The sequence below is a fragment of the Aminobacter sp. BE322 genome, assembly GCF_050433525.1.
GTDB lineage: Bacteria > Pseudomonadota > Alphaproteobacteria > Rhizobiales > Rhizobiaceae > Aminobacter.
On sequence record NZ_JBNPXB010000003.1, the window covers coordinates 234,472 to 257,961 of the forward strand.

Here is a 23,490-nt window from a genome sequence, read left to right on the forward strand (position 1 = left end):
AGCCTCTGAAAGTGGACGCGCCTGCGTTATATGCGGCGGCGCAAAGCGGCGGGAAGTGAATTGTTGGTAATCTTTGCGACCGAAAACGGCTGAAGTCGGGCGCTACTCGGCCGCAATGAAGCGGATCACCGTCTCGCCATAGGAACGCTCGTCCAGGACCGAGAAGCCCGGACCGGGGTCGAACGGGGCGGCCGCGCTTTCCTCGACCACGCAAAGCGTGCCCGCCGCGAGCCAGCCGCCGGCACGGGCCGAGCGCAGGGCGCGTTCGCCGAGACCCTTGCCGTAGGGCGGGTCGGCGAAGACGAGGCCGAACGGCCCCATGGTGCCGGCCTCGCCGAGGCCGGTCGCGTCACGGCGGAAGATCTTGGTGCGGCCGGTCAGGCCGAAGGTCTCGACATTGGTGCGGATCAGGCCGCGGCCCTCGGCCGATTCCTCGATGAAGACGCAGTAGGACGCCCCGCGCGACAGCGCCTCGATGCCGAGCGCACCGGTACCGGCAAAGAGGTCGAGCACGCGGGCGCCCTCGAGCCGATCGCCGAAGCGGTGGGCAAGCACGTTGAAGACGGCCTCGCGCGTGCGGTCGGTCGTCGGACGGATGGCGTGATCGCGCGGCGTGGCCAGCGCCCGGCCGCGCAATTCGCCGCCGACGACCCGCATCAGCCGCGGCCCTTGCGCGGACCGCCAGGCTTGCCGCCGCGCGGAGCACCGCCCGTCGGCCTGTCGCCACGCGGCTTGTCGAAGCCGGGCTTGCCACCCTTGTTTGCCGCGCCCTGTGGGCGAGCGCCCGGCGCCATCCAGACATTGGACTTGCGGCTGCCCGGCGTCTCGAACGGCTTCTTCTCGCGCTCGTCACCCTTCTTGCCGCCGAACTTCGGACGATCACCGAAACCGGGTTTATCACCGAACTTCGGCTTGTCGCCGAACCGCGGCTTTTCACCGAACTTGGGCTTGTCGCCGAAGCGGGGGCGCTCGGTCGACAGGCGTCCCAGCACGTCCTCGCGGTGACGCTCGCGGTCGCGCTTGCGATTCTTGATCAGGCCGCCCTCGCCGATGTCGAGGCGCGCGGGCCGCGGGGCACGCGGCGCGTCGTCGTCGCGCCGCTCCTCGCGGCGTGCCGTCGGTTTGTTGGAGAAGGGCTTGACGATGTCGGCGTCGAAGTTGGCGCCGGATTCCTCGACCAGCCGCTCGCCCAGCTGGTCGCGCAGCATCTTGCCCTTGATCTCCTGGACGTGGCCTTCCGGCAGTTCGCCGAGCTGGAACGGGCCATAGGAGATGCGGATCAGGCGGTTCACCTCGAGGCCGAGCGCGCCGAGGATGTTCTTGACCTCGCGGTTCTTGCCCTCGCGCAGGCCGATGGTGATCCAGGCGTTGGTACCCTGCTCGCGATCGAGCGTCGCCTCGACCGAGCCGTAGAACACGCCGTCGACGGCAATGCCGTCCTTGAGGTCGTCGAGCTGCTTCTGCTCGACCTTGCCGTGGACGCGCACGCGATAGCGGCGCAGCCAGCCGGTGGCCGGCAGTTCGAGCACGCGCGCTAGGCCACCGTCATTGGTGAGCAGCAGCAGCCCTTCGGTATTGATGTCGAGGCGGCCGATGGTCATCAGCCGCGGCAGTTCGGCCGGCAGCACGTCGAAGACGGTCTTGCGGCCCTCCGGGTCGCGGTTGGTGGTCACGACCCCGGCCGGCTTGTGGAACAGGAACAGCCGGGTGCGCTCGATCGGCGGTATTTCGGTGCCGTCGAGGTGGATGACGTCATCGGGCATGACGTTGAAGGCGGGCGAGGACAGCACCTGTCCGTTCACCCTGATGCGGCCCGCGGCGATCAGTTCCTCGGCGTCGCGGCGCGAGGCGATGCCGGCGCGCGCCAGGCGCTTTGCGATACGCTCGCCCGGCTCCGAGGCCTCCTCGGTGCTGCGCGGACGCGGCTTGAAACCATCCGGCTTGGGGCGGCGGTCGCCATCCGGCCTCGGACGGAACGCCCGCGCCTCGCCGTCGCGCTTTTCGTAAGGCTTGCCCTCGGGGCGCGGCCCCTTGCGGAACGGGCGCTCGCCGTCTGCACTTGGCTCGCCGTCGCGTGGACGGAATTCGCGGTGCGGGCGCTCGCCGCCTTCGGCGGGACGCGAGCGATAGGGCTTGTCGCCGCCAAAGGAGCGGCCGCCCTCGCGCTTCTCATAGGGCTTGCCCTCCGGGCGCGGTCCCTTGCGGAACGGGCGTTCGCCGCCATCCTGCGGGCGGTCGCCACGGAATTCGCGATGCGGGCGCTCGCCGCCTTCGGCGGGACGCGGACGATAAGGCTTGTCGCCGCCAAAGGAGCGGCCGCCTTCGCGCTTCTCATAGGGCTTGCCCTCGGGGCGCGGGCCCTTGCGGAACGGTGCCGAAGAGCGCTCCGGGCGCGCCTCGCCGTCGCGCGGACGGAAATCGCGCTTGGGGCGTTCGCCGCCCGCGGCACCTTCGTCACGCTTCGCAAACGGCTTCTTGGCGAAGGGTTTGCTGCCACCCTCGCCGCGCGGCTTGCCGAATTTCCTGGGTCCAGCGTCGCGATTGCCTGCGCCACCTGGTTTGCCGCCCTTGCGCGGGAATTTTTTTCGATCGTCGTCCATGTGGCCTTTGCCCTTTTCGGCGGCTAGATAACAGGAAGATTTGGGGTTAGCGAGGGGAATATCCTGATGGTGGCGGCGTGAAGCGGCCGGATTTCATGGCACTGGCCTTCGAGGAGGCGGAAGCTGCGGCCGCGCGCGGCGAGGTACCGATCGGCGCCGTCGTCGTCCATGGCGGCAAGGTCGTCGCCCGCGCCGGCAACCGCACCCGCGAATTCAACGATGCCACGGCCCATGCCGAAATCCTGGCGATCCGCGAGGCCTCCGGCAAGCTCGGCTCTGAGCGACTCACCGGGCATGACCTCTACGTCACGCTGGAACCCTGCACCATGTGCGCGGCCGCCATCTCGTTTGCCCGCCTGCGCCGGCTCTATTTCGGAGCGGCGGACGACAAGGGCGGCGCGGTGGTCAGCGGCGTTCGCTTCTATGCCTCGCCTACCTGCCATCACGCGCCCGAGGTCTATGCCGGCATTGGCGAAACGCGCGCCGCAGAAATTCTCAAAGGCTTCTTCAAGGATCGCCGCGACCTCTAGAGCGCCTGCCTGCCCTGAAAACGAAAACGCCCTGAACCAGTCAGGGCGTCCGGTCAGTCAGGGCGTCCGGTCAGTCAGGGCGTCCGGTCAGTCATGCCATCTGGCTTGGATCAGAACGGCCACCAGCTGCTGCCCTTCTGGGCGAGCTTCTTCTTGCGGCGCTCCTTCTTGATCTCGTCCTCGCCGAGCTCGTCCTGCGCGGCAGTCGTCGCAGCCTGGCGATAGGCCAGCGGCGGCTCGCTCAGATACTTGCGCGTGGTGGCGCTGCCCTGCTTGTTCTCACGCAGGCGGCGCTCGATCTCGGCCTTGCGCTGCGCCGGCGTCAGCTTGCTCAGGTCGGGGCCCGACAGCGACGCCATGTCGTTGACGACTTCCGGCTCGAAATTGGGGTTGTCGCGGTTCTTGGTCGCGTTGTCGCGGATGCGCGCCCGGCGCGCTTCCGGCGACTCGGGCCAGTCGGCACTCGCGGTCGTGACGATGTTGTCCTGCGGCGCGGGCAAGGCACCAGCCTGGCCGGCCTTCGGCTTCACCAGTTCGGGCCGCGGCTTGTAGTCGATGCTGTTGGTTTTCGGCTTGAGCGACATGATGTTGGTCAGGTCGGTGGCAAGCTGCTCGGTCGACGACTTGTCGGTGCCATAGGTCGGCGCGCTCATGCAGCCCGACAACGCGACGGCGGAAACCGCAAGCGTAGCAAACGTCGTTGCGCGCACGCTGATGCGGTCCGTCATGCCAAAGATCTTCACTCGAACGCCTCTCGCTAGATGCCGGTAAAACCGGGCCCCCATCCGTCTGCGACGGAAATCCGGCGACAATTTGTCTGCCGAAGCCGCGCTTTTACCTTAACGGGTCGTCCAGGGCAACGACCGGAAGACTGCCACCCGCCGGGCGTTGCATTTCGGTCACCTGCCACAGCGCCGCACGTCCTTCCGGACCATCTGCACGCCCCTTGGCGAGGATCATTTCCGATCGGAGGCGAGGCACTGTCCTAGAGGCGGCCGAGCTTCTGCAGCTCGTGCAGGGCAGCGGCATCGCGTGCCGAGACATCGGCGAACGCCGTGTCCGAGCCGACATCGGCTGTGTAGCGCCAGGAACGCGCGCATTTGACCAGGCCGTGGTCCTCTGCCTTGTCGACTACGACGGCCACGCCCGGAACCTCGCGCAGGGCGAAGGCAGCGGCCGGGGCCGACGCATGCGAGACGACGAGATCACTGGTGATGCTGATCTCGGCCAGGTCGATGCCCGCGAGCGCCTCTTCGAGCACTGCGTCGGCCATGTAGACGACCGGCACCGCCTCCAGCGACGAGCCGATGGTCTTCTTGGCGCGCTCCAGTTCCAGCGCACCGGTCACGACGCTGCGCACCTGGCGGATCTTGCGCCACTTCTCGGCCAGCGTCTCATCGCGCCAGGCTGCCGGCACGTCGGGGAACTGCTCGAGATGGACCGAGACGGCCTGCGGGTTGCGCTCCAGCCATGCCTCTTCGGTGGTGAAGGGCAGCATCGGCGCCAGCCACTTGACCAGGCAGTTAAACAGCTCACGCACGACATGGACGGCGGCCTTGCGGCGGACGCTCGACGGCGCGTCGCAGTAGAGTACGTCCTTGCGGATGTCGAAATAGAAGGCCGACAGCTCGACGACCATGAAGTCGATGAGCGCACGGGTGATGCGCTTGAACTCGAAGTCGTCATAGCCCTTGCGAACCAAGGCATCGAGTTCGGCAAGCCGGTGCAGCATCAACCGCTCCAGCTCAGGCATCTCGGCCAGCGCCACCTGCTCGCCCTCGTCATGGGCCAGCGTGCCGAGCATCCAGCGGATCGTGTTCCTGAGCTTGCGGTAGGCGTCGATGTTGGTCTGCAGCACGTTCTTGCCGAGGCGCTGGTCTTCCCAATAGTCGGTGGTCATGACCCAGAGGCGCAGGATGTCGGCGCCCGACTGCTTCATGACGTCCTGCGGCACGACCGTGTTGCCGAGCGACTTCGACATCTTGCGGCCCTCCTCATCCATGGTGAAGCCATGGGTGACGACGGTATCGTAGGGCGCGCGGCCGCGCGTGCCGCAGCTTTCCAGCAGCGACGAATGGAACCAGCCGCGATGCTGGTCCGAGCCTTCGAGATAGACGTCGGCCGGCCATTTCAGGTCGGGACGATCCTCGAGCGTGAATGCATGCGTCGAGCCCGAATCGAACCAGACGTCGAGGATGTCCATCACCTGCGTCCAGGGCTCGTTCGCGCGCGTGCCGAGGAAGCGCTCGCGGGCGCCCGCGGCGAACCAGGCGTCGGCGCCCTCCTTCTCGAAGGCCTCGACTATGCGGGCGTTGACCGCCTCGTCCTTCAGCACGTCGCCGTCGGCGCCGGCGAAGATGGCGATCGGCACGCCCCAGGCGCGCTGGCGCGACAGCACCCAGTCCGGGCGCTCCTCGATCATCGAGCGCAGGCGGGTCTGGCCGGCGGCCGGCACGAAGCGGGTGTCGTCGATGGCCTTGAGCGCGCGGCTGCGCAGCGTCGTGCCGTCGCCGAGCTGCCTGTCCATGTAGACGAACCACTGCGGCGTGTTGCGGAAGATGACCGGCTTCTTCGAGCGCCAGCTGTGCGGATAGCTGTGCTTCAGCCGGCCGCGGGCGAACAGCATGCCGTGCTTGATCAGTTCCTCGATGACGGCCTTGTTGGCGTCGCCCTTCTTGCCGTGGTCGTCGATGACGCGCGCAGCACCACCCTCGCGATCCGGGCCGAAACCCGGCGCGTCCTTGGTGAAGAAGCCGGCGTCGTCGACGGTGAACGGCAGGCGCGTTTCGATGCCGCGCTTCTCGAGCTCGGCGGCGGCGTCCATCCAGGCGTCGAAGTCCTCGCGGCCGTGGCTGGGCGCGGTGTGGACGAAGCCAGTGCCGGCGTCGTCGGTGACGTGGTCGCCTGCCAGCATCGGCACGGGAAACTCGTAGCCGCCGCCGAGACCTTCGAGCGGATGCGAAAGCACAAGCTTTCCAAGCTCTTCGGCTGCGATGCTGCGGATCCGATTCAAGCTGACCTTGGCCTTGGTCGCAGCCTCCTCGGAGAGCGCGTCGGCGAAGATCAGCTTTTCGCCGGGCTGAGGACCGAAGTCGTTCTCTGCCGCCGTCACCTCATAGAGGCCATAGGAGACGCGAGTCGAATAGGCCACCGCGCGGTTGCCGGGAATGGTCCAGGGCGTAGTCGTCCAGATGACGACATGGGCGCCGGCAAGCGCGTCCGAACCGGCTTCGACCGGGAATTTCACCCAGATCGTGTCGCTCTCGTAGTCCTGGTATTCGACTTCGGCCTCGGCGAGCGCGGTGCGCTCGACCACCGACCACATGACCGGCTTCGAGCCGCGGTAGAGCTGGCCCGACATGGCGAACTTCAGCAGTTCGCCGGCGATACGGGCCTCGGCGCGGAAATTCATCGTCGTGTAGGGATTGTCGAAGTCGCCGACGACGCCGAGACGCCGGAATTCCTCGGCCTGGATCTTGATCCAGCCGGCAGCGAACTCACGGCATTCCTTGCGGAACTCGTTGATCTCGACCTCGTCCTTGTTCTTGCCGGCGGCGCGATACTTCTCCTCGATCTTCCATTCGATCGGCAGGCCGTGACAGTCCCAGCCGGGCACGTAGTTGGAGTCGTAGCCGCGCATCTGGAACGAGCGGGTGATGACGTCCTTGAGGATCTTGTTCAGCGCATGGCCGATGTGGATGTTGCCGTTGGCGTAGGGCGGGCCGTCGTGCAGGACGTATTTCTCGCGGCCGGCGGCACTTTCGCGCAGGCGCTTGTAGAGGTCCATCTTCTGCCAGCGCGCAACCGTCAGCGGCTCCTTCTCGGGCAGGCCGGCTCGCATCGGAAACTCCGTCTGCGGCAGGTAGAGGGTCTTAGAATAGTCGATCTTCTCGGACGTGTCGGTCATCTGTCTTGCCATCGCCTAGCCCGGCAAATCTGCCACGGGCTCAAACTGTCATGATCTGAAAAAGCGCCACGCGGCGCACAGGCAAAAAGTCCCGGACTTTCGGACAGCCTCAGACCGCCCGGAAGGCCGGGCCCGTAATTCGTATGGCAATAGCCAGGACGGGCGCGAAAACTCTCATGGCCGCGCTTTTAGCGGAGGCCGAGCCCGGAATAAAGCGCCTAATTCGCCGAAATCAAAGGTTGAAGTCGAACCGGTAGCTGGTCGACACGCCGATCGTCAGCTGGTCGCGCGAGCCGCGCTCCTTGACGATCGAGGAATCGGCTGCAGGTCCCATCAGCCGCGAATACTCGCCGAACAGGCTGGCGGTGATGTTGTCGGTTGCCTTCCAGGTGACGGCGCCGCCGACGCCGGCCGACTTGAATCCGCCGCCAGGATTGTAGGCGTTCAGGCCCGAATCGATGGCTTCCTGTGCGTTCACGCCGTAGTAGGTGTCGAAATAGTCTTCGGTCGCGAACGAAACGCGCGGTCCGCCGGAAATTCGGACTTCGGGCGTGACGTCGTAGAAGGCGTCGACGGCAACATCGCCGACCACGCCGCCATGGGCGCGGATTCCCTGCCGCACCTCGACACGGGCGCGCATCCAGTCGGTCGGATAGAACTCGAAGAAGGCGCCCAGCTCGCCGCCCCAGCGGACGTCGTGCAGCCCCTCGAGCTCGTCCTCGGCATCGCGGCCGAACAGGATCTTGCCGGCGACACCGGCGCGCACCTCGCCGTCGTCGATGAGCGCCAGCGAGATGTTGTCGTTGCGCGAGGAGAAGCGGGTGTCGTTGCCGGCCTTGCCGAGCGAGATGATCGGCACCGCGCTCAGCATGTACTTCTTCGACCCCTCGAAGCTGGGGGCGATCATGCCGGTGGCGCCGAGGGTGAGATACCAGTCGCCGGAGAGCCAGCCGAAGGCGCCTTCGCCGGCCCGCGCCGGCCCGGAAGCTGCAACCGCGGCAAGGGTCAGGGCCACTCCAGAAAACCGGCCGAAAGATGCCATTACAACCTCGCGTACACCAACAACCTAATCGCTAGGGCAGGATCGGTGTGAAGCCAACTGCGTAAAATTTGAATTAAATTTTCCAGCCGTCACAAAGGTTTATTTCGCGGCTCGCACTATCGGAGGCTGGACCGATTCGGGCGTCCGGGCATAACTTCGGACGGTCGGCGGCGGTGACGTCACTGTACAGGATCGAACCTTAGGGAGACTGGATCATGGCTCTTTCGGACCAACCGGCGGACGTCAGCGAATTTCGCTCCAAGTGGGGGTGGTTCGTCGCCCTCGGCGTCGCCTTGCTCGTGCTGGGCGTCGTCGCCGCGGCAAACCTGCTCGTCGCCACCGTGGCTTCGGTGTACTTCGTGGGCACGCTGATGATCGTGGCCGGCGTTGTCGAGATCGTCCACGCCTTCGGCGTCAAGGGCTGGGGCAGCTTCTTCCTCTGGCTGCTCGGCGGCGCGCTCTACATCGTGGCCGGCTATCTCGCCTTCATCAATCCGCTGCTCGCCTCGGCCATCCTGACCCTGTTCCTGGCGGCAAGCCTGGTCGCTTCGGGTGTCATGCGCATCTGGATGGGCATCAAGGGACGCTCGGTGCTGAACAGCTGGGGCTGGATCGTCGCGGCCGGCGTCGTCACCGTGCTCGCGGGCCTGATCATCGCCGCCGGCTGGCCGGTCAGCAGCCTGGTGGTGCTCGGCACGTTCCTGGCGATCGACCTGATCTTCCAGGGCGCCACCTACATCGCCTTCGGCCTCGGCCTGAGGCGGGCCAGCTAGAAAGCGATCGCCCGGTCGAGTTCGGAATGAGGGCGCACCCCCGAGAGCAGCGCCCTCGCCTCCATCTCGTCGCGCTTCATCTGGGCGACCAGGGCCTCGAGCCCTTCGAACTTGAACTCCCCGCGCAGGTAGCCGAAGAACGACACCGAAGCGACCTCGCCATAGAGATCGCCGGAAAAGTCGAACACGAACGTCTCGAGCAGCGGCGCGCCGTCGTCGTCCACGGTCGGACGCCGGCCGAAGCTGGCGACACCGTCGTGGAGCGTTCCGTCGCCACGGCGGAAGCGCACGGCATAGATGCCTTCCTTCAAGGCGAAGTCGGGCGAAAGGCGCATGTTCGCGGTGGGAAAGCCCAGCGTCCGCCCCAGCCGGGCGCCGCCGACCACCTCGGCTTCGACGGTGAAGCGATAGCCGAGCAGGCCCGCGGCCTCGGCGGCATCGCCCTCCGACAAGAGTTCGCGGATGCGGCTCGACGAGATGATCTCGGCGCCCTCGTCGCGAAACGGATCGACCAGGGTCACGCCGAAGCCGTGGCGCTCGCCCGATGCCATCAGGAATGCCGGGCCGCCCTGCCGGTTCTTGCCGAAATGGAAGTCGAAACCGGTCACGGCGTCGCTGATGCCGAGCTGGTCCTGGAGGATTGCGGTGACGAACTCCTCTGCCGACAGGCCCGAGAACTCGCGCGTGAACGGCCGCTCGATCACCGCATCGAAGCCGAGTGCCTCGATCAGCCTGGCCTTCACGTGCGGCGGCGTCAGCACGAAGAGCGGAACGTCGGGCCGGAACACCTTGCGCGGATGCGGCTCGAAGGTCAGCACCAGGGCCGGCACGTTGCGGCGCCGCGCTTCCTCCAGCGCCCGTTCGAGCACCGCCTGGTGGCCGCGATGGATGCCGTCGAAATTGCCGATGGCGACGACCCCGCCGCGCAGCCGCGCCGGAACTGCCTCCTCCCCGCAAATGCGGACAAAGCCGTGGTCCATCTCTTTGCCCTACCGAAGCCTCGGAATGGTAGCGACCGGCGCGTAGCCGTGTTTGTCGAGGAAAGCCGCCAGGCGCGCCGGATCGGGATCGTGCGGCTCGCCATAGTCGCGCGCATGGATCCCGCCCGAGACGTAGAGCACGTCGATGCCGTTGTCGGCGGCGCCCTTGACGTCGGTCAGCATGCCGTCGCCGATCGCCAGTGCCTCTGACCTGGCGATCTCACGGCCGAGAACCTCGCCGGCGGCCTGCAACGCCGCCTCGTAGATCGGCCGGTGCGGCTTGCCGGAAACCAGGGTACGGCCGCCGAGCTGGCCGTAGTCGCGGGCGAGCGCGCCGGCGCACCAGATCAGCTGGTGGCCGCGCTCGACCACGACATCGGGATTGGCGCAGATGAACGGAAGGTCGCGCGCCCGCAGGCGCCGCAGCATCTCGGAATAGTCGTCGGGCGTCTCGATCTCGTCGTCGAACAGCCCGGTGCAGACCACGGACGAAGCCTCGAACTCCTCGACCAGATCGATGTCGAGGCCGTCATAGATCGAATAGTCGCGCTCCGGACCGATGTGGAAGACACGGCGGGGACCCGTGCGGATCAGCTCGCGCGTCACGTCGCCGGAGGTGACGACGCGGTCCCAGGTCGTATCCGGAACGCCGAGGCTGGCGAGTTGGGCGATGACGCCGTCGCGCGGACGCGGAGCGTTGGTGATGAGCACGACCGCCACGCCCTTCTCCCGGGCCGCGCGCAGCGCCGCTACGGCTGCGGGAAAGGCGCTGACGCCGTTGTGGATGACGCCCCAGACGTCACAGAGCAAGGCCGAGTAGCGGTCCGTGAGCGCTTCCAGCGACGCGATTGATTGCGGCAAACCCGCCATGGCAAGTCCTTCGATCGATCCCGCAGGGAGAGTCTGGCCGGCTGGCCAAGCTGCCCGGAATTATCCGAACCGGCCCTGCCTGTCATCAGCTTTCGCCAAAAAGCGGCGGCGGCCGGCCCTGGACCTGTTGCGCCCCACCCCAACGCTCGCGCTTCAGCGCGCCCGATTAACGGGACGTCAAGCATGTTCAGATTTCTTCCAAGGCCTGCAAACCGCAATTTTAAGGTTTTCCTGAAATCATCCCTGGGTTGAATTCAGGGACACCGGTGATGATCCGCAGATTCTGGAAGGACAGAAGCGGCAGCTATGCCATCCTCACGGTTGCCGCGATGGTGCCGATCATGGGCGCGCTGGCTCTGGCGATCGACTATGCGGAGATGTCGCGGCAACGCGAGGCCACCCGCAACGCGCTGGACGCCGCAGGCATCGCAACAGCGCGGCGCCTCGCCGAGGGCGCCACCGACGATCAGCTCAGGACCTATGCGCTCGACTTCTTCCGGGCCAATCTTCGACAGGTCGATCCGGCCAAGGCGACGCTGATCGTGACCTTGCCGAGCAGCACCACCGGCGGCGGGACGCTGAAGCTCGAGGCCAAGCTCAAATACGATCCCTATTTCCTGCCGGCCGCGGCGGCCCTGCTCGGCAAGACCAGCAGCTCCTACCGGCTCGACTTCGACGCCATGTCCGAGATACGCCTCAAGAACACGCTGGAAGTCGCACTCGTGCTCGATAACTCGGGGTCGATGGACTATACCGGCACCGGCACCGGCCAAAAGCGCATGGCGCTGCTCAAGCAGGCGGCAACGCAACTCGTGGACAACATGTCCAAGCAGGCCGGGCAGATGAAGCAGATCGAGCGCCCGGTTCAGTTCGCCGTCGTACCTTTTGCCGCGTCGGTCAACATCGGTTCCAGCAATGCCAATGAACCTTGGATGGATCTTGGCGGGCTATCCCCAGTCCACTATGAGAACTTCGATCTGCCCATCACCATCGGCGCCAACAAGGAAATCAAGAGCTCCGGCGGCGCCATCAAGAAGATCGGCAAAGGTTGGGGGAGCCAGGAAAACGAGACCTTCACCCGCTTCTCCCTCTACCGGGACATGCTGGTCTACGCCAATAACAGCAGGACGCAAACCAAGGCCTATACAAGCTGGCGCGGCTGCGTCGAGGCCCGGCCGGCTCCCTATAACGAACTCGACACTGCACCAATTTCGTCCAAGCCCGAGACATATTTCGTGCCGATGTTCGCTCCCGACGAGTGGGACAAGACCAGGAGCAACGGCTCGGACTATACGGCGCTCAACAACTGGCTGAGCGACAGCAGTTCCTTCAGTTCGCTCACCACGGCGAACGCATCGGCACGGCTCCGCGACATCAGGAAGTACTACACGAACATTCAGCCATACGGCGCGACCGCCCCCGCCGACACCGGCCCTCACTACAGCTGCAGCACGCAGCCGATCACGCCGCTGACAGACGTATCCAAGGACACAGGCCTTGCTGCGGTAAAATCCTCCATCACCGCCATGGTCGCCGACGGCGGGACGAATGTGCCGGAGGGCCTCGCATGGGGATGGCGCGTGCTGTCCAGCACTCCACCATTCACCGTCGGAAGGCCCGACACCGAAAAGGGCAACGACAAGATCGTCATCATCCTGACCGATGGCGCCAACACCTACTATCCCCAGAGCTATTTCGGGGTCACGGACTGGGCGAACGTGAAGTCGAGCTACTCGGCCTATGGTTATACCGGCCACAAGCCTACGGGCGCGAGCGATACTCGCCTGTTCATGGGCCAGCCCTCCGGCTTCAACAAGACCTCGCACACCACCGACAACTACACGCTTGCCATGAACAACCACATGGCGACGACCTGCACCAACGCCAAGGACAGCGGCATTCTGGTCATGACGGTTGCCCTCGATCTCGATGCGACGGTCGGAACCGCGGCCGAGAAGAAGGCGACGCAATCGCAGATAGACGGTCTCACGGCCTGCGCCTCGGATTCGCGCACACGGCGCGATGCAGCAGGAAAGCCGGTCAAGCTCTTCTTCAACACCACTTCGGGCGATTTGGTCGACACCTTCAAGAAGATCGCCGACGAGCTGTCCAACCTGCGCATCGTCAGCTGATCGCGGTTCCCGAAACGACGAAGGCGCCCGTCATCGGCGGGCGCCTTCGCTGTTTTCAGGACCTAATCTGCAGACGTCAATCCATATGCGCGGCCGGAGCGCCGCCTGTCGCCTGCACCTTCGGCTTGCGCAGCAAAAGGGCCAGCGGCATGGCGCACAGGGTGACGATCATCATCAGCTTGAAGTCGTCGACATAGGAAATCATCAGCGCCTGGATGTTGACCAGCCCGTCGATCTGCGACAGCGCCTGGGCATTGCCGCCGGCGGCGGCAGGCGACAGCGCGGCCAGGTTGGGATTGAATGGCGTGATGTTCGCGGCCAGCTCCGAGTGGTTGATCTGGACGTTGCGCGACAAGAGCACCGAGACGATCGAGATGCCGATCGACGAGCCGATGTTGCGCACCAGGCTGAACAGGCTCGCCGCATCCGTTCGGTATTGCGGGGCGAGCGTGGCGAACGCGACCGTCGACAGCGGCACGAAAACGAGGCCGAGGCCGAGCCCCTGCAGGATGCCGGTCGAGACGATCAGGAAGCTGTCCATCTGTGGCGTGAAACCGGTCATGTAGTAGAGCGAGGCCGCCGTGAAGACGAGCCCCGTCACCACCAGGATGCGGGCGTCGACGGCCCGGATCAGGCGGCCGACCAAAAGCATCGAGATCATCGTGCCGACGCCGCGCGGCGCCATCACGATGCCCGTGGTGATGGTCGGATAGCCGTAGATGCGCGACAGCATCGGCGGCAGCAGGGCGAGGCTCGCCAGCAGGATCACGCCGATCACGAAGATGAAGACCAGGCCGGTCACGAAATTGCGGTCGGTGAAGATTTTCGGCTCGATGAAGGTCCTGTCCGACGTCATCATGTGGACGGCGAAGATCCAGAACCCGGTGATCGACAGGCCGAGTTCGATCCAGATCTCGGCAGCGGAGAACCAGTCGACCTCGCCGCCGCGGTCAAGCATCAGCTGCAATGCGCCAACGCCGAGCGACAGCATCGCGAAGCCGAAGAAGTCGAAGCCGCGCAGGCGCCTGGCCACGGCCGGCAGGTATGCTGCCAGGCCAAGAAATGCTGCGATGCCGACCGGCAGGTTGATGAAGAACACCCAGCGCCAGTTGAAGCTCTCGGTCAGCCAGCCGCCCAGCGTCGGGCCGATGATCGGACCGACCATGATGCCCGCGCCCCACATCGCCATGGCCTGGCCATGGCGTTCCCTGGGGTTGATGTTGAGCAGGAAGGTCTGGCTGAGCGGCACGATGGCCGCGCCGAACACGCCCTGCAGCACGCGGAACAGCACCATCGACTCCAGATTCCAGGCAACGCCGCAGAGCATGGACGTGATGGTGAAGCCGACCACCGAGCCAAGGAAGAGCTGCTTGGCGCCGAACCTGTCGGCCAGCCAGCCGGTCAGCGGGGTTATGATGGCCGCGGCCACGATATAGGAGGTCAGCACCCAGTTGATGGTGTCCTGGGAGGCGCCGAGATCGCCGACCATCGAGGGCAAGGCGACGTTGGCGATGGTGGTGTCAAGCACCTGCATCACGGTCGCCAGCATGATGGCGATCGTGATCAGGCCGCGATGCGGCACCTCTGTGAAGGACTTTTCGGCTGTCTGGCTCATGCAAGCGGCCCTGGGCGGCAAGACTGCGGGTCGCAATCCGGCGACCTCACCTCATTTTCTTCCCGCCCGGCCGCTCGACGCGGCAGGCGGGTTCGTTCGTTCCGGCGTTCAGCGCTATTCGGCAGCGACGGCGTGGCCGAAGATCGAGCCGAAGCCGCGCGCAACCCCCGTGTCGATCGACACCGTCGCGCTCATGCCCGTGCGCAGCGCCGGCCTTGAGGCGTCGTCGTCGAGCTTGATGCGGACGGGAATGCGCTGCGTGACCTTGACCCAGTTGCCGGTGGCGTTCTGCGCCGGCAGCAGCGAGAACTCCGCACCGGTGCCGGCGCCGATCGCCGCGACCGTGCCGCGGAAGGTCCGGTCGGGATAGGTATCGAGCACGATCTCGGCCTCCTGGCCGGGCTTCATGTTGGTGAGCTGCGTTTCCTTGAAGTTCGCTTCCACCCAGGTGTCGCCGGTCTCGACCAGGCTGAACACCGGCGTGCCCGTGCCGACGAACTGGCCGATCTTGAAGGAGGCTGCCTGGGAGACCGTGCCGTCTGCGGGCGCGCGCACCGTGGTCTGCGCCAGGCTGAACGCGGCCTTGTCGCGCGCCGCCTGCGCCGACAGCACCGTCGGGTGCTGTTCGGTCGGAATATCCGGGTTGCCGCCCAGCGCTGCCTTGGCGCTGACGATGCCCTGGAGCGCTGCGCTATGCTGTTCCTTGGCCTTGTCGAGGTCCATGCGCGCCTCGTCCAGCGCCGACGGGGCATTGACCCCCTTGCGGACGAGATCGTTGCTGCGGTCGAACTGCGACTGGGCATAGTCGAGCGCGCTCGCGGCGACGCGTTCCTGCGCGGTGGCCTGGCTGTAGGCGGCCCGCAGCTGCTCGACGTTGAGCCGTGCCGCGGCAAGGGTCGCATCGGCCTGGGCGAGCGCGATCCGGTATGGTTCCGGATCGACCTCGAAGAGAATGTCGCCGGCCTTGACCGAAGCGTTGTCCGCCACGCCGACCTTGACGATGCGACCGGCGGCTTCCGAGGCGATGCTCACCTTGGCCTGGCGCAGGTTGGCATTCTCGGTCTCCTGGTAGCGCCCGCCAGTCACCCAGTAGTACCCGCCGGCAGCGACGAGCGCCAAGGGCAGCGCCGCCATGACCAGGAAGCGGCCGCGGTTGCGGCGCGCAGGTGCCGCCGCCGCAGGCTGCGGCTGGCTCGCCGGGCTTTCGAGTTCCATCTTCTGGCTGTTCTCGTTCACTTTTGCCACCGCGTTCATTTCTTCGTCTCTCTCGTGCAATTCGCTTCGCCGGCCTCGTGTGCGGCCAGGTTGCCGATGATCGTGCGCAGGCCGTGGACCATCGCCAGTCGCTCTTCCTGGGAAAGCCCCGCCAGCGCGAGCTCGTACACCTCACCGGCAACCGCCTTCACCTTGGCAAAGGCATCGCGCGCCTTGTCGGTCGGGAAGATCATGCGCACCCGCCTATCGGCAGTTGCCTGGCGGCGCTCGATCCAGCCGCCCTCCTCCATCCGGTCCAGCAGGCGCGACACGCTGATCGGCTCGATCTCGAGGAGTTCGGCGAGGCGCGCCTGCGCCACCCCCTCCTCCTTGACCAGCCTGACAAGCAGCCGCCACTGCGCCGCCGACAGACCGTATTCGCTGCCGCGCTGCTCGAAGCAGCGCCGCATCAGGCGTGCCGCGTCGTGAATGAGGAAACCCAGCCTTTCGATACCGTCCGTTTTCATGAGCGTCATATATTATAAGCATGCTTATCTTTCAAGCGCCGATTAAGCCCCGGCACACCAATTTGTGAACCTTGTGCGACAGGTTGCCCCCTGTGGACGCGATTAAGATGCCGTTAATCGTCCTCCACGATCCTTTTCGAAGACGGGCTAGCCCCAGGAGCCAGGCATGCAGGCGCCACTCATCAACAGACGGGTAATACTCGGTGGCATGGCGGCGATTAGCCTGGCGCTGCCCACGCGCCTGATGGCCGGGCAGTTGCCGTCCGTGCAAGAGGTCGCCTTCGATCCCGAAATTCCCGCCCTCGGCAATCCCGAGGGCGACGTCACGATCGTCGAGTATACCGACTATCAGTGCCCGTACTGCAAGCTCAGCTACATCGAGATGATGAAGGTGATGGCCGAAGACCCGGGCATCCGCGTCGTCATGCGCGACTGGCCGATCTTCGGACAGGTGTCGCGCAACGCGGCCCTTCTCACGCTCGCCGCAAACAGCCAGGGCCGCTACGCCGAAGCCTTCGACATCCTGATGACCAACCGCGAGCGCCTTTCGTTCAAGCGCACGGCACAGTTGCTGCAGGAGGTCGGGGTCGACATGGAACTGGCCCGGCGGGAAATCGCGACCCGGGGAGACAGCTTCGTCGGCATCCTGTCGCGCACCGAAGCCCAGGCCAAGGCCTTTGAGTTGCCGGGAACGCCGGGCTTCCTCATCGGCACCGCCCTCTACAAACGCGGCATGACGGCCGACGACTTCCGCAAGGCGGTCGCCGCCGCAAGGGCCGCCGCCAGGGCGTAGATACCCAAAGAATCATCTCGCCGCGCGATTGCCGTTCCCTTGACTCGCAAATGGCGAAAGACTATCTCAGCGCCACGCTAGCACTCACCGATGACGAGTGCTAACGAGGTCCGGTTGCGCCGGACGGAGGCATTCTTTCACCTTTTCACCGAGGAAGTTCAAATGGCAAAGTCGAAGTTCCGCCCGCTTCATGACCGCGTGGTCGTTCGCAGGGTCGAATCCGAAGAGAAGACCAAGGGTGGCATCATCATCCCCGACACCGCCAAGGAAAAGCCGCAGGAAGGCGAAGTGATCGCCGTGGGCTCGGGCGCTCGCGACGAGAACGGCAAGCTGGTCCCGCTGGACGTCAAGGCAGGCGACCGCGTCCTGTTCGGCAAGTGGTCCGGCACCGAAGTGAAGCTCAATGGCGAAGACCTTCTGATCATGAAGGAATCCGACATCATGGGCATCATCGGCTGATCCAGCCGAACCGCATCCATCCAATTTGAAATTCGGGCCCTTGCCAAAGGGAACCCAACCAGGAGCTAAACATGGCTGCCAAGGAAGTAAAATTCTCCCGCGACGCCCGTGAGCGCATGCTCGCCGGCGTCAACATCCTCGCCGACGCGGTGAAGGTGACCCTCGGCCCGAAGGGCCGCAACGTCGTGATCGACAAGTCGTTCGGCGCTCCGCGCATCACCAAGGACGGCGTCACCGTCGCCAAGGAAATCGAACTGGCCGACAAGTTCGAGAACATGGGCGCCCAGATGGTCCGCGAAGTCGCTTCGAAGACCAACGACATCGCCGGTGACGGCACCACCACCGCCACGGTTCTCGCCCAGGCCATCGTCCAGGAAGGCGCCAAGGCCGTTGCCGCCGGCATGAACCCGATGGACCTGAAGCGCGGCATCGACCTGGCCGTCGCCGAAGTCGTCACCGACCTCGTCAAGAAGGCCAAGAAGATCAAGACCTCGGAAGAAGTCGCCCAGGTCGGCACCATCTCGGCCAACGGCGAGAAGGCGATCGGCGAGATGATCGCCGAGGCCATGCAGAAGGTCGGCAACGAAGGCGTCATCACCGTCGAGGAAGCCAAGACCGCCGAGACCGAACTCGAAGTCGTCGAAGGCATGCAGTTCGACCGCGGCTACCTGTCGCCCTACTTCGTCACCAACCCCGACAAGATGGTTGCTGACCTCGAGGACGCCTACATCCTGCTCCACGAGAAGAAGCTGTCGAACCTCCAGGCCATGCTGCCGGTCCTCGAGGCCGTCGTGCAGACCTCGAAGCCGCTGCTCATCATCTCGGAAGACGTCGAAGGCGAGGCTCTGGCCACGCTCGTCGTCAACAAGCTGCGTGGCGGCCTGAAGATCGCTGCCGTCAAGGCTCCGGGCTTCGGCGATCGCCGCAAGGCCATGCTGGAAGACATCGCCATCCTGACCGGCGGCCAGGTCATCTCCGAAGACCTCGGCATCAAGCTCGAGAACGTCGGCCTCAACATGCTCGGCCGCGCCAAGAAGGTGTCGATCTCCAAGGAGAACACCACCATCGTCGACGGCGCCGGCAAGAAGGCCGAGATCCAGGGCCGCGTCGCCCAGATCAAGCAGCAGATCGAAGAGACCACTTCGGACTACGACCGTGAGAAGCTCCAGGAGCGTCTCGCCAAGCTGGCTGGCGGCGTTGCCGTCATCCGCGTCGGCGGCGCGACCGAGATCGAGGTCAAGGAAAAGAAGGACCGCGTCGACGACGCCCTGAACGCAACCCGCGCTGCCGTCGAAGAAGGTATCGTCCCGGGTGGCGGCACGGCTCTGCTGCGCTCGTCTTCGGTCATCAAGGCCAAGGGCGAGAACCCCGACCAGGAAGCCGGCATCAACATCGTTCGCCGCGCTCTCCAGGCTCCGGTCCGTCAGATCGCTTCGAACGCCGGTGCTGAGGCTTCGATCGTCGCCGGCAAGATCCTCGAGAACAAGAGCGTCACCTTCGGCTACAACGCCCAGACCGGCGAGTTCGGCGACATGATCGCCATGGGCATCGTCGATCCGGTCAAGGTCGTCCGTACGGCCCTGCAGGACGCCGCTTCGGTCGCCGGCCTGCTGGTCACCACCGAGGCCATGATCGCCGAGGCTCCGAAGAAGGACTCCCCGATGCCGGCTATGCCCGGCGGCGGCATGGGCGGCATGGGCGGCATGGACTTCTAAGAAGTCCATAAAGCACGCCCATGAACTGGAAATACCCAAGCCCGCGAGCGGGCTTGGGTGGCGGCATGGACTTCTAAGTCCAGCTTCCAGAAGCTTACGGAAAGGGCGCCCTCGGGCGCCCTTTTCTGTTTGGAGCCAAAGCAATTCCAGGAAAAAGTGCGAGGCGGTTTTCCGTCCGGAATTGCGTAAAAACAAAGAGATAGAGCGTTTTCGCGGTTCGAAGAAAGGCGGAGGTGCTCCAGCGTGTCCGAGCCCTACGCGGCGCGCAGGACCGAAACGCCGGCGTCAACGAAGGCCGCAATGCGCTCGTCGACAACGTTTCCTTCGACGATCAGCGTCGTCAGGTCGCCGAGCACGCCGATCTGGAATGGCGACACGGCGCCCAGCTTGTCGCTTGTCGCAAGCACCGCCGTTTCGGCAGAGCATGATATCAGCTGCCGCTTGATCGCTGCCTCCTCCATGTCCCCCGTGGTCAGCCCCTGGGTCGCATGCACGCCCGTGACCCCAAGGAAAAACAGATCGGCGCGGATCCGCGAGATCGCTTCGGCCGCCAGCGCCCCGATTGCCACCATCGAGTGACGGAAGAGTTTTCCGCCGATGATGACGACGTCGACATGCGGCCTGTCCTCCAGCGCGACGGCGATGGTCGGGCTGTGGGTGATAGCCGTGAAGCGCGCCTCAACCGGCAGATGCCGGATGATCTCCAAGTTCGACGTGCCGCCGTCGAACACCACCGTCATGCCGTCCCCGATCATCGCAGCGCCAGCCTTGCCGAGGGCCGGCTTGGCTTGCATCGCCATGGTCCGGCGCTCTGCGATCGGGACCGCCGTTGGCGACACCGGCATCGCGCCGCCATGCACGCGCAACAGCAATCCTTCCGCCGCAAGTTCCCTGAGGTCGCGCCTGATGGTGTCTTCCGACAGCTGCAGTTCATGGCTGAGACGCTTGGCTATGACCTGCCCGTCTCTGTCCAGGAGGTCGAGGATCAAACGCTTGCGTTGGCTGGTGAGCACTTTCGAGAAATCCGTCAGTTCGGCGATATCACACGATATTGCATGAAATCGCACGACGATATATCAATTTTCGTGCAGATTCGTGCAAAACCAGGAGATATCATGAACGCCGTTTCCAAACCGATGCTCATCTTGATCGCCGGCCCCTATCGCTCCGGCACGGGCGACGACCCGATCAAGATGGCGGAAAATCTGAGCCGTCTCGAAAGCGTCGCCGTTCCGCTCTTTCGGGCCGGCCACATCCCGATGATCGGCGAATGGGTGGCGCTTCCGCTCGGGCGCCAGGCCGGTTCGAAGGGTGCCGGCGATCCGCTCTACGACGAATTCGCCTACCCGGTTGCCGACCGGCTGTTGCGCCACTGCGATGCCGTCCTGCGCTTGCCCGGGGCGTCGAAGGGCGCCGACGAGGATGTGCGCCTGGCCGTGGAGCGCGGCCTCAAGGTCTATTACGACCTTTCCGAAGTGCCGGGAGCGGCGTGAGGCCCCAGCCCCTTTTTCGGTCCGCCAAATTTCCCGAAAATATTTGCAACGAGGCGGAACCTTTTCCGCTCATGGACGTTTCCGTCCTGTTCGAGGTACGTCCGGATGGAGAAATCCTGAAGGAAAACCGAAGGACACATAGGACGCCTCCAGCACTCTCCAAAGGTGCGGGAGGCGTTCTATTTTGGGGGCCTCGTCATCGCTGCAGCGCCTGAACCGATTAGGTTTCGTGGCCGGCCCAATCTCCGCTTGATGCCCAGTGTGCAACGCGATAGGCCGTTGCCCGCAACGTCATTTTCCCGGAGACCGACCGTGACAGCCCAGAAGACCAGAACCGAGACCGACACCTTCGGACCGATCGAAGTGGCGGCGGACCGCTACTGGGGTGCGCAGGCGCAGCGTTCGCTGGGCAATTTCAAGATCGGCTGGGAGAAGCAGCCGCTGTCGGTCGTCCGGGCGCTCGGCATCGTCAAGCGCGCCGCCTCCGAAGCCAACATGGCGCTCGGCCGTCTCGACCCGAAGGTGGGCAACACCATCGTCGCCGCAGCCCAGGAAGTCATCGACGGCAAGCTCAACGACCATTTCCCGCTGGTCGTGTGGCAGACCGGCTCGGGCACGCAGTCCAACATGAACGCCAACGAGGTGATCTCGAACCGCGCCATCGAGATGCTGGGCGGCGAGATGGGCTCGAAGAAGCCGGTCCACCCCAACGACCACGTCAACATGAGCCAGTCGTCGAACGACACCTATCCGACGGCCATGCACATCGCCTGCGCCGAGCGCATCGTCCACGACCTCCTGCCGGCGCTGAAGCACCTGCATGCAGCGCTCGACAAGAAGGCCAGGGAATTCGACCACATCATCAAGATCGGCCGCACCCACACCCAGGATGCGACGCCGTTGACGCTGGGCCAGGAATTCGGCGGCTACGCTGCCCAGGTCGCCTCGTCGATCAAGCGCATCGAGCTGACCCTGCCGGGCCTGCAGGAACTGGCCCAGGGCGGCACCGCCGTCGGCACCGGCCTCAACGCGCCGGTTGGCTTCGCCGAGAAGGTGGCCGAGCAGATCGCCGCCATCACCGGCCTGCCCTTCGTCACTGCACCGAACAAGTTCGAGGCGCTCGCCGCGCACGACTCGATGGTGTTCAGCCACGGCGCGATCAACGCGGCTGCCGCCGCCCTGTTCAAGATCGCCAACGACATCCGCTTCCTCGGCTCGGGCCCGCGCTCGGGCCTTGGCGAGCTGTCCCTGCCGGAAAACGAGCCGGGCTCGTCGATCATGCCGGGCAAGGTCAACCCGACACAGTGCGAGGCGCTGACCCAGGTCTGCGTGCAGGTGTTCGGCAACAACGCAGCACTCACCTTCGCCGGCAGCCAGGGCCACTTCGAGCTCAATGTCTACAATCCGGTCATGGCCTACAACTTCCTGCAGTCGGTGCAGCTGATGGCCGATGCGGCGATCTCCTTCACCGACAATTGCGTCGTCGGCATCGAGGCGCGCGAGGACAACATCAAGGCGGCCCTCGACCGTTCGCTGATGCTGGTCACCGCCCTTGCGCCGACCATCGGCTACGACAACGCCGCCAAGATCGCCAAGACCGCGCACAAGAACGGCACCACGCTGCGTGAAGAAGCGCTCGCGACGGGGCTCGTCAGCGCCGAAGACTACGATCGCATCGTCCGCCCAGAGGAAATGACCCGTCCGGGCTGAACATCACCGGCGCAGCGGCCAGCCCGCTGCGCCACCCTCTCCGCGCTATGCGCTCGAGACAGTTCGCCGGAGCCGCCTGGCGGAGAAAAATCACTCCATCTGTGAACGATCTGTCGACGAATTCGGACCTTTAGTGAACAGTTCGATTTCGCTACATGTGGGCCATCGAATTTTCCACGGAGCCCTCCCCCCATGTCGAACGTTTCCATCGCTTCTGAAAAGTCCGGCCTCGTCGCCAACTCGTCGGCGGTCATCCTTGCCGGCCGCGTGCTGCTGTCGATCATCTTCATCCTCGCCGGTTATGCCAAGCTCACCGCGATCGCCGGCACGGCCGGCTGGTTCGGCAGCCTCGGCCTTCCCCTCCCGACCGTGACCACGGTGGTCGTCGGCGTGGTCGAGGTGGTGGCCGGTCTTGCGATCCTGGTCGGCTACCAGACGCGCATCGCCGCGATCGTGCTCGCCCTCTTCACCCTCGCCGCCTCCGCCGTCGCCCACACCGATCTCGCCGACCAGGTCCAGATGATGTTCCTGCAGAAGAACCTGGCAATTGCCGGTGGCCTCTTCGTTCTCGCCGCCGCCGGTGCCGGCGCCCTCGCGGTCGATGCCCGCCGCAGCTGAAGTTTCCCAATATACTCCCAAGGAATAGCCCGGGCTCGTCCCGGGCTTTTTTCTTGCCAAAGAAAGCAGGCGCAGCACAGGTGACTTTGCCGGCCGGCAGGCGCATCCTTCCGGCAGAATGGGAACTGCGCAGATGTACAAGAACCTGCTGCTGCTCGCCGCGCGTGCCTTGATCGCCGCGATGTTCGTCCCGGCGGGCATCTCCACCCTTTCCAACATCGCCGGTTCCTCAGGCTACTTCGCCGGTCTCGGCTTCCCGCTGCCGACGCTCGTCGCCTGGGGTGTCGGCCTGCTCGAACTGGCAGGCGGCGGGCTCGTGCTCGTCGGTTGCCAGACGCGCGCCGCAGCCCTCTTGCTGGCTGCGTTCGCCCTCGCCGCGGGCTTCATCGGCCATTATGGCCAGGGCGGCGACGACCCGGTGCTCGCCTTCATGCACTCGCAGGCGTTGATGAAGGACATCGCCACCGCCGGCGGCCTGCTGGCGCTGTCGGTGGCCGGGTCAGGGGCGTTTTCCCTCGACCGCGGCTGAGCG

General features: G+C 65.3%; 21 protein-coding genes. 10 read left to right on the forward strand and 11 right to left on the reverse strand.

The window, feature by feature from the left end:
* Window positions 1-102 precede the first annotated feature (102 nt).
* A complete protein-coding gene (gene rsmD / locus J2X50_RS07250) occupies window positions 103-657 on the reverse strand; it encodes a 16S rRNA (guanine(966)-N(2))-methyltransferase RsmD (RefSeq protein ID WP_347968295.1) in 555 nt (184 codons plus the stop codon).
* Window positions 657-2,600 (reverse strand): pseudouridine synthase, encoded by a 1,944-nt coding sequence (locus J2X50_RS07255; RefSeq protein ID WP_429093390.1) that lies wholly within the window; start codon window positions 2,598-2,600, stop codon window positions 657-659. The genes rsmD and J2X50_RS07255 overlap by 1 nt, the downstream gene beginning before the upstream one ends.
* 95 nt (window positions 2,601-2,695) lie before the next feature.
* Between J2X50_RS07255 and J2X50_RS07260 the strand changes: the two genes are divergently transcribed.
* Entirely contained in the window at window positions 2,696-3,130 is a 435-nt protein-coding gene (locus J2X50_RS07260; RefSeq protein WP_429093393.1) for a nucleoside deaminase, read from the forward strand.
* 110 nt (window positions 3,131-3,240) lie between these two features.
* On the opposite strand, the gene J2X50_RS07265 is transcribed toward J2X50_RS07260, so the two are convergent.
* The 3 genes from J2X50_RS07265 to J2X50_RS07275 form a co-directional block, all read right to left on the reverse strand.
* Complete coding sequence (locus J2X50_RS07265) at window positions 3,241-3,858, reverse strand: hypothetical protein (RefSeq protein WP_429093396.1); 618 nt, start codon at window positions 3,856-3,858, stop codon at window positions 3,241-3,243.
* A 257-nt stretch (window positions 3,859-4,115) separates the two neighbouring features.
* Window positions 4,116-7,037 (reverse strand): isoleucine--tRNA ligase, encoded by a 2,922-nt coding sequence (gene ileS / locus J2X50_RS07270; RefSeq protein WP_429093399.1) that lies wholly within the window; start codon window positions 7,035-7,037, stop codon window positions 4,116-4,118.
* Between the two features lie 232 nt (window positions 7,038-7,269).
* Complete coding sequence (locus J2X50_RS07275; protein WP_429093402.1) at window positions 7,270-8,079, reverse strand: MipA/OmpV family protein; 810 nt, start codon at window positions 8,077-8,079, stop codon at window positions 7,270-7,272.
* A 215-nt stretch (window positions 8,080-8,294) separates the two neighbouring features.
* On the opposite strand from J2X50_RS07275, the gene J2X50_RS07280 reads away from it, so the two are divergent.
* Window positions 8,295-8,852, forward strand: a complete 558-nt coding sequence (locus J2X50_RS07280; protein ID WP_429093404.1) for an HdeD family acid-resistance protein — start codon at window positions 8,295-8,297, stop codon at window positions 8,850-8,852.
* Here J2X50_RS07280 and J2X50_RS07285 read toward each other — a convergent pair.
* Entirely contained in the window at window positions 8,849-9,832 is a 984-nt protein-coding gene (locus J2X50_RS07285) for a bifunctional riboflavin kinase/FAD synthetase (RefSeq protein ID WP_429093407.1), read from the reverse strand. The genes J2X50_RS07280 and J2X50_RS07285 overlap by 4 nt on opposite strands.
* A 9-nt stretch (window positions 9,833-9,841) precedes the next feature.
* Complete coding sequence (locus J2X50_RS07290) at window positions 9,842-10,702, reverse strand: TIGR01459 family HAD-type hydrolase (protein ID WP_429093410.1); 861 nt, start codon at window positions 10,700-10,702, stop codon at window positions 9,842-9,844.
* Window positions 10,703-10,971: 269 nt separating this feature from the next.
* Between J2X50_RS07290 and J2X50_RS07295 the strand changes: the two genes are divergently transcribed.
* Window positions 10,972-12,834 carry a pilus assembly protein TadG-related protein gene (locus tag J2X50_RS07295; RefSeq protein ID WP_429093413.1) on the forward strand — a complete coding sequence of 621 codons (1,863 nt, stop codon included), beginning with the start codon at window positions 10,972-10,974 and terminating at the stop codon, window positions 12,832-12,834.
* 76 nt (window positions 12,835-12,910) lie between these two features.
* Here the strand turns inward: J2X50_RS07295 and J2X50_RS07300 are convergent, their stop codons facing one another.
* The 3 genes from J2X50_RS07300 to J2X50_RS07310 form a co-directional block, all read right to left on the reverse strand.
* Entirely contained in the window at window positions 12,911-14,449 is a 1,539-nt protein-coding gene (locus J2X50_RS07300) for a DHA2 family efflux MFS transporter permease subunit (protein WP_429093416.1), read from the reverse strand.
* A 114-nt stretch (window positions 14,450-14,563) separates the two neighbouring features.
* The gene (locus J2X50_RS07305; RefSeq protein WP_429093419.1) at window positions 14,564-15,703 is read right to left on the reverse strand and encodes an HlyD family secretion protein; all 1,140 of its coding nucleotides are present in this window, start codon (window positions 15,701-15,703) and stop codon (window positions 14,564-14,566) included.
* Entirely contained in the window at window positions 15,700-16,170 is a 471-nt protein-coding gene (locus tag J2X50_RS07310) for a MarR family winged helix-turn-helix transcriptional regulator (protein WP_429093755.1), read from the reverse strand. Before J2X50_RS07310 ends, J2X50_RS07305 begins: the two co-directional genes overlap by 4 nt.
* 166 nt (window positions 16,171-16,336) lie before the next feature.
* Here J2X50_RS07310 and J2X50_RS07315 point away from each other — a divergent pair, with 166 nt between their 5' ends.
* The 3 genes from J2X50_RS07315 (at window position 16,337) to groL (ending at window position 19,137) form a co-directional block, all read left to right on the forward strand.
* Window positions 16,337-16,963 (forward strand): DsbA family protein, encoded by a 627-nt coding sequence (locus J2X50_RS07315; RefSeq protein ID WP_429093421.1) that lies wholly within the window; start codon window positions 16,337-16,339, stop codon window positions 16,961-16,963.
* A 162-nt stretch (window positions 16,964-17,125) separates the two neighbouring features.
* Window positions 17,126-17,422: a co-chaperone GroES gene (gene groES / locus J2X50_RS07320; protein WP_347968022.1), complete on the forward strand. Its 297-nt coding sequence runs from the start codon at window positions 17,126-17,128 to the stop codon at window positions 17,420-17,422.
* Between the two features lie 71 nt (window positions 17,423-17,493).
* Window positions 17,494-19,137, forward strand: coding sequence for a chaperonin GroEL (gene groL / locus J2X50_RS07325; protein WP_429093424.1), 1,644 nt, complete (start codon window positions 17,494-17,496; stop codon window positions 19,135-19,137).
* A gap of 254 nt (window positions 19,138-19,391) precedes the next feature.
* Here the strand turns inward: groL and J2X50_RS07330 are convergent, their stop codons facing one another.
* Window positions 19,392-20,150, reverse strand: coding sequence for a DeoR/GlpR family DNA-binding transcription regulator (locus J2X50_RS07330; RefSeq protein ID WP_429093426.1), 759 nt, complete (start codon window positions 20,148-20,150; stop codon window positions 19,392-19,394).
* A 123-nt stretch (window positions 20,151-20,273) separates the two neighbouring features.
* Here J2X50_RS07330 and J2X50_RS07335 point away from each other — a divergent pair, with 123 nt between their 5' ends.
* The 4 genes from J2X50_RS07335 to J2X50_RS07350 all read left to right on the forward strand — a co-directional run bounded on the left by J2X50_RS07335 (window position 20,274) and on the right by J2X50_RS07350 (window position 23,487).
* Complete coding sequence (locus tag J2X50_RS07335) at window positions 20,274-20,630, forward strand: DUF4406 domain-containing protein (protein ID WP_429093757.1); 357 nt, start codon at window positions 20,274-20,276, stop codon at window positions 20,628-20,630.
* A 312-nt stretch (window positions 20,631-20,942) separates the two neighbouring features.
* On the forward strand, window positions 20,943-22,340 hold the full coding sequence (gene fumC, locus J2X50_RS07340; RefSeq protein WP_429093427.1) for a class II fumarate hydratase: 1,398 nt from the start codon (window positions 20,943-20,945) through the stop codon (window positions 22,338-22,340).
* A gap of 192 nt (window positions 22,341-22,532) precedes the next feature.
* Window positions 22,533-22,958: a DoxX family protein gene (locus tag J2X50_RS07345; RefSeq protein ID WP_429093430.1), complete on the forward strand. Its 426-nt coding sequence runs from the start codon at window positions 22,533-22,535 to the stop codon at window positions 22,956-22,958.
* Between the two features lie 133 nt (window positions 22,959-23,091).
* Window positions 23,092-23,487, forward strand: a complete 396-nt coding sequence (locus J2X50_RS07350; protein WP_429093432.1) for a DoxX family protein — start codon at window positions 23,092-23,094, stop codon at window positions 23,485-23,487.
* Window positions 23,488-23,490 lie beyond the last annotated feature (3 nt).

Bases quoted from the DNA above. Each gene is read 5' to 3' on its own strand.
- rsmD (WP_347968295.1), bottom strand. From the start codon at position 657: ATGCGGGTCGTCGGCGGCGAATTGCGCGGCCGGGCGCTGGCCACGCCG.
- J2X50_RS07255 (WP_429093390.1), bottom strand. From the start codon at position 2,600: ATGGACGACGATCGAAAAAAATTCCCGCGCAAGGGCGGCAAACCAGGT.
- J2X50_RS07260 (WP_429093393.1), top strand. From the start codon at position 2,696: ATGGCACTGGCCTTCGAGGAGGCGGAAGCTGCGGCCGCGCGCGGCGAG.
- J2X50_RS07265 (WP_429093396.1), bottom strand. From the start codon at position 3,858: ATGACGGACCGCATCAGCGTGCGCGCAACGACGTTTGCTACGCTTGCG.
- ileS (WP_429093399.1), bottom strand. From the start codon at position 7,037: ATGACCGACACGTCCGAGAAGATCGACTATTCTAAGACCCTCTACCTG.
- J2X50_RS07275 (WP_429093402.1), bottom strand. From the start codon at position 8,079: ATGGCATCTTTCGGCCGGTTTTCTGGAGTGGCCCTGACCCTTGCCGCG.
- J2X50_RS07280 (WP_429093404.1), top strand. From the start codon at position 8,295: ATGGCTCTTTCGGACCAACCGGCGGACGTCAGCGAATTTCGCTCCAAG.
- J2X50_RS07285 (WP_429093407.1), bottom strand. From the start codon at position 9,832: ATGGACCACGGCTTTGTCCGCATTTGCGGGGAGGAGGCAGTTCCGGCG.
- J2X50_RS07290 (WP_429093410.1), bottom strand. From the start codon at position 10,702: ATGGCGGGTTTGCCGCAATCAATCGCGTCGCTGGAAGCGCTCACGGAC.
- J2X50_RS07295 (WP_429093413.1), top strand. From the start codon at position 10,972: ATGATCCGCAGATTCTGGAAGGACAGAAGCGGCAGCTATGCCATCCTC.
- J2X50_RS07300 (WP_429093416.1), bottom strand. From the start codon at position 14,449: ATGAGCCAGACAGCCGAAAAGTCCTTCACAGAGGTGCCGCATCGCGGC.
- J2X50_RS07305 (WP_429093419.1), bottom strand. From the start codon at position 15,703: ATGAACGCGGTGGCAAAAGTGAACGAGAACAGCCAGAAGATGGAACTC.
- J2X50_RS07310 (WP_429093755.1), bottom strand. From the start codon at position 16,170: ATGAAAACGGACGGTATCGAAAGGCTGGGTTTCCTCATTCACGACGCG.
- J2X50_RS07315 (WP_429093421.1), top strand. From the start codon at position 16,337: ATGCAGGCGCCACTCATCAACAGACGGGTAATACTCGGTGGCATGGCG.
- groES (WP_347968022.1), top strand. From the start codon at position 17,126: ATGGCAAAGTCGAAGTTCCGCCCGCTTCATGACCGCGTGGTCGTTCGC.
- groL (WP_429093424.1), top strand. From the start codon at position 17,494: ATGGCTGCCAAGGAAGTAAAATTCTCCCGCGACGCCCGTGAGCGCATG.
- J2X50_RS07335 (WP_429093757.1), top strand. From the start codon at position 20,274: ATGCTCATCTTGATCGCCGGCCCCTATCGCTCCGGCACGGGCGACGAC.
- J2X50_RS07345 (WP_429093430.1), top strand. From the start codon at position 22,533: ATGTCGAACGTTTCCATCGCTTCTGAAAAGTCCGGCCTCGTCGCCAAC.
- J2X50_RS07350 (WP_429093432.1), top strand. From the start codon at position 23,092: ATGTACAAGAACCTGCTGCTGCTCGCCGCGCGTGCCTTGATCGCCGCG.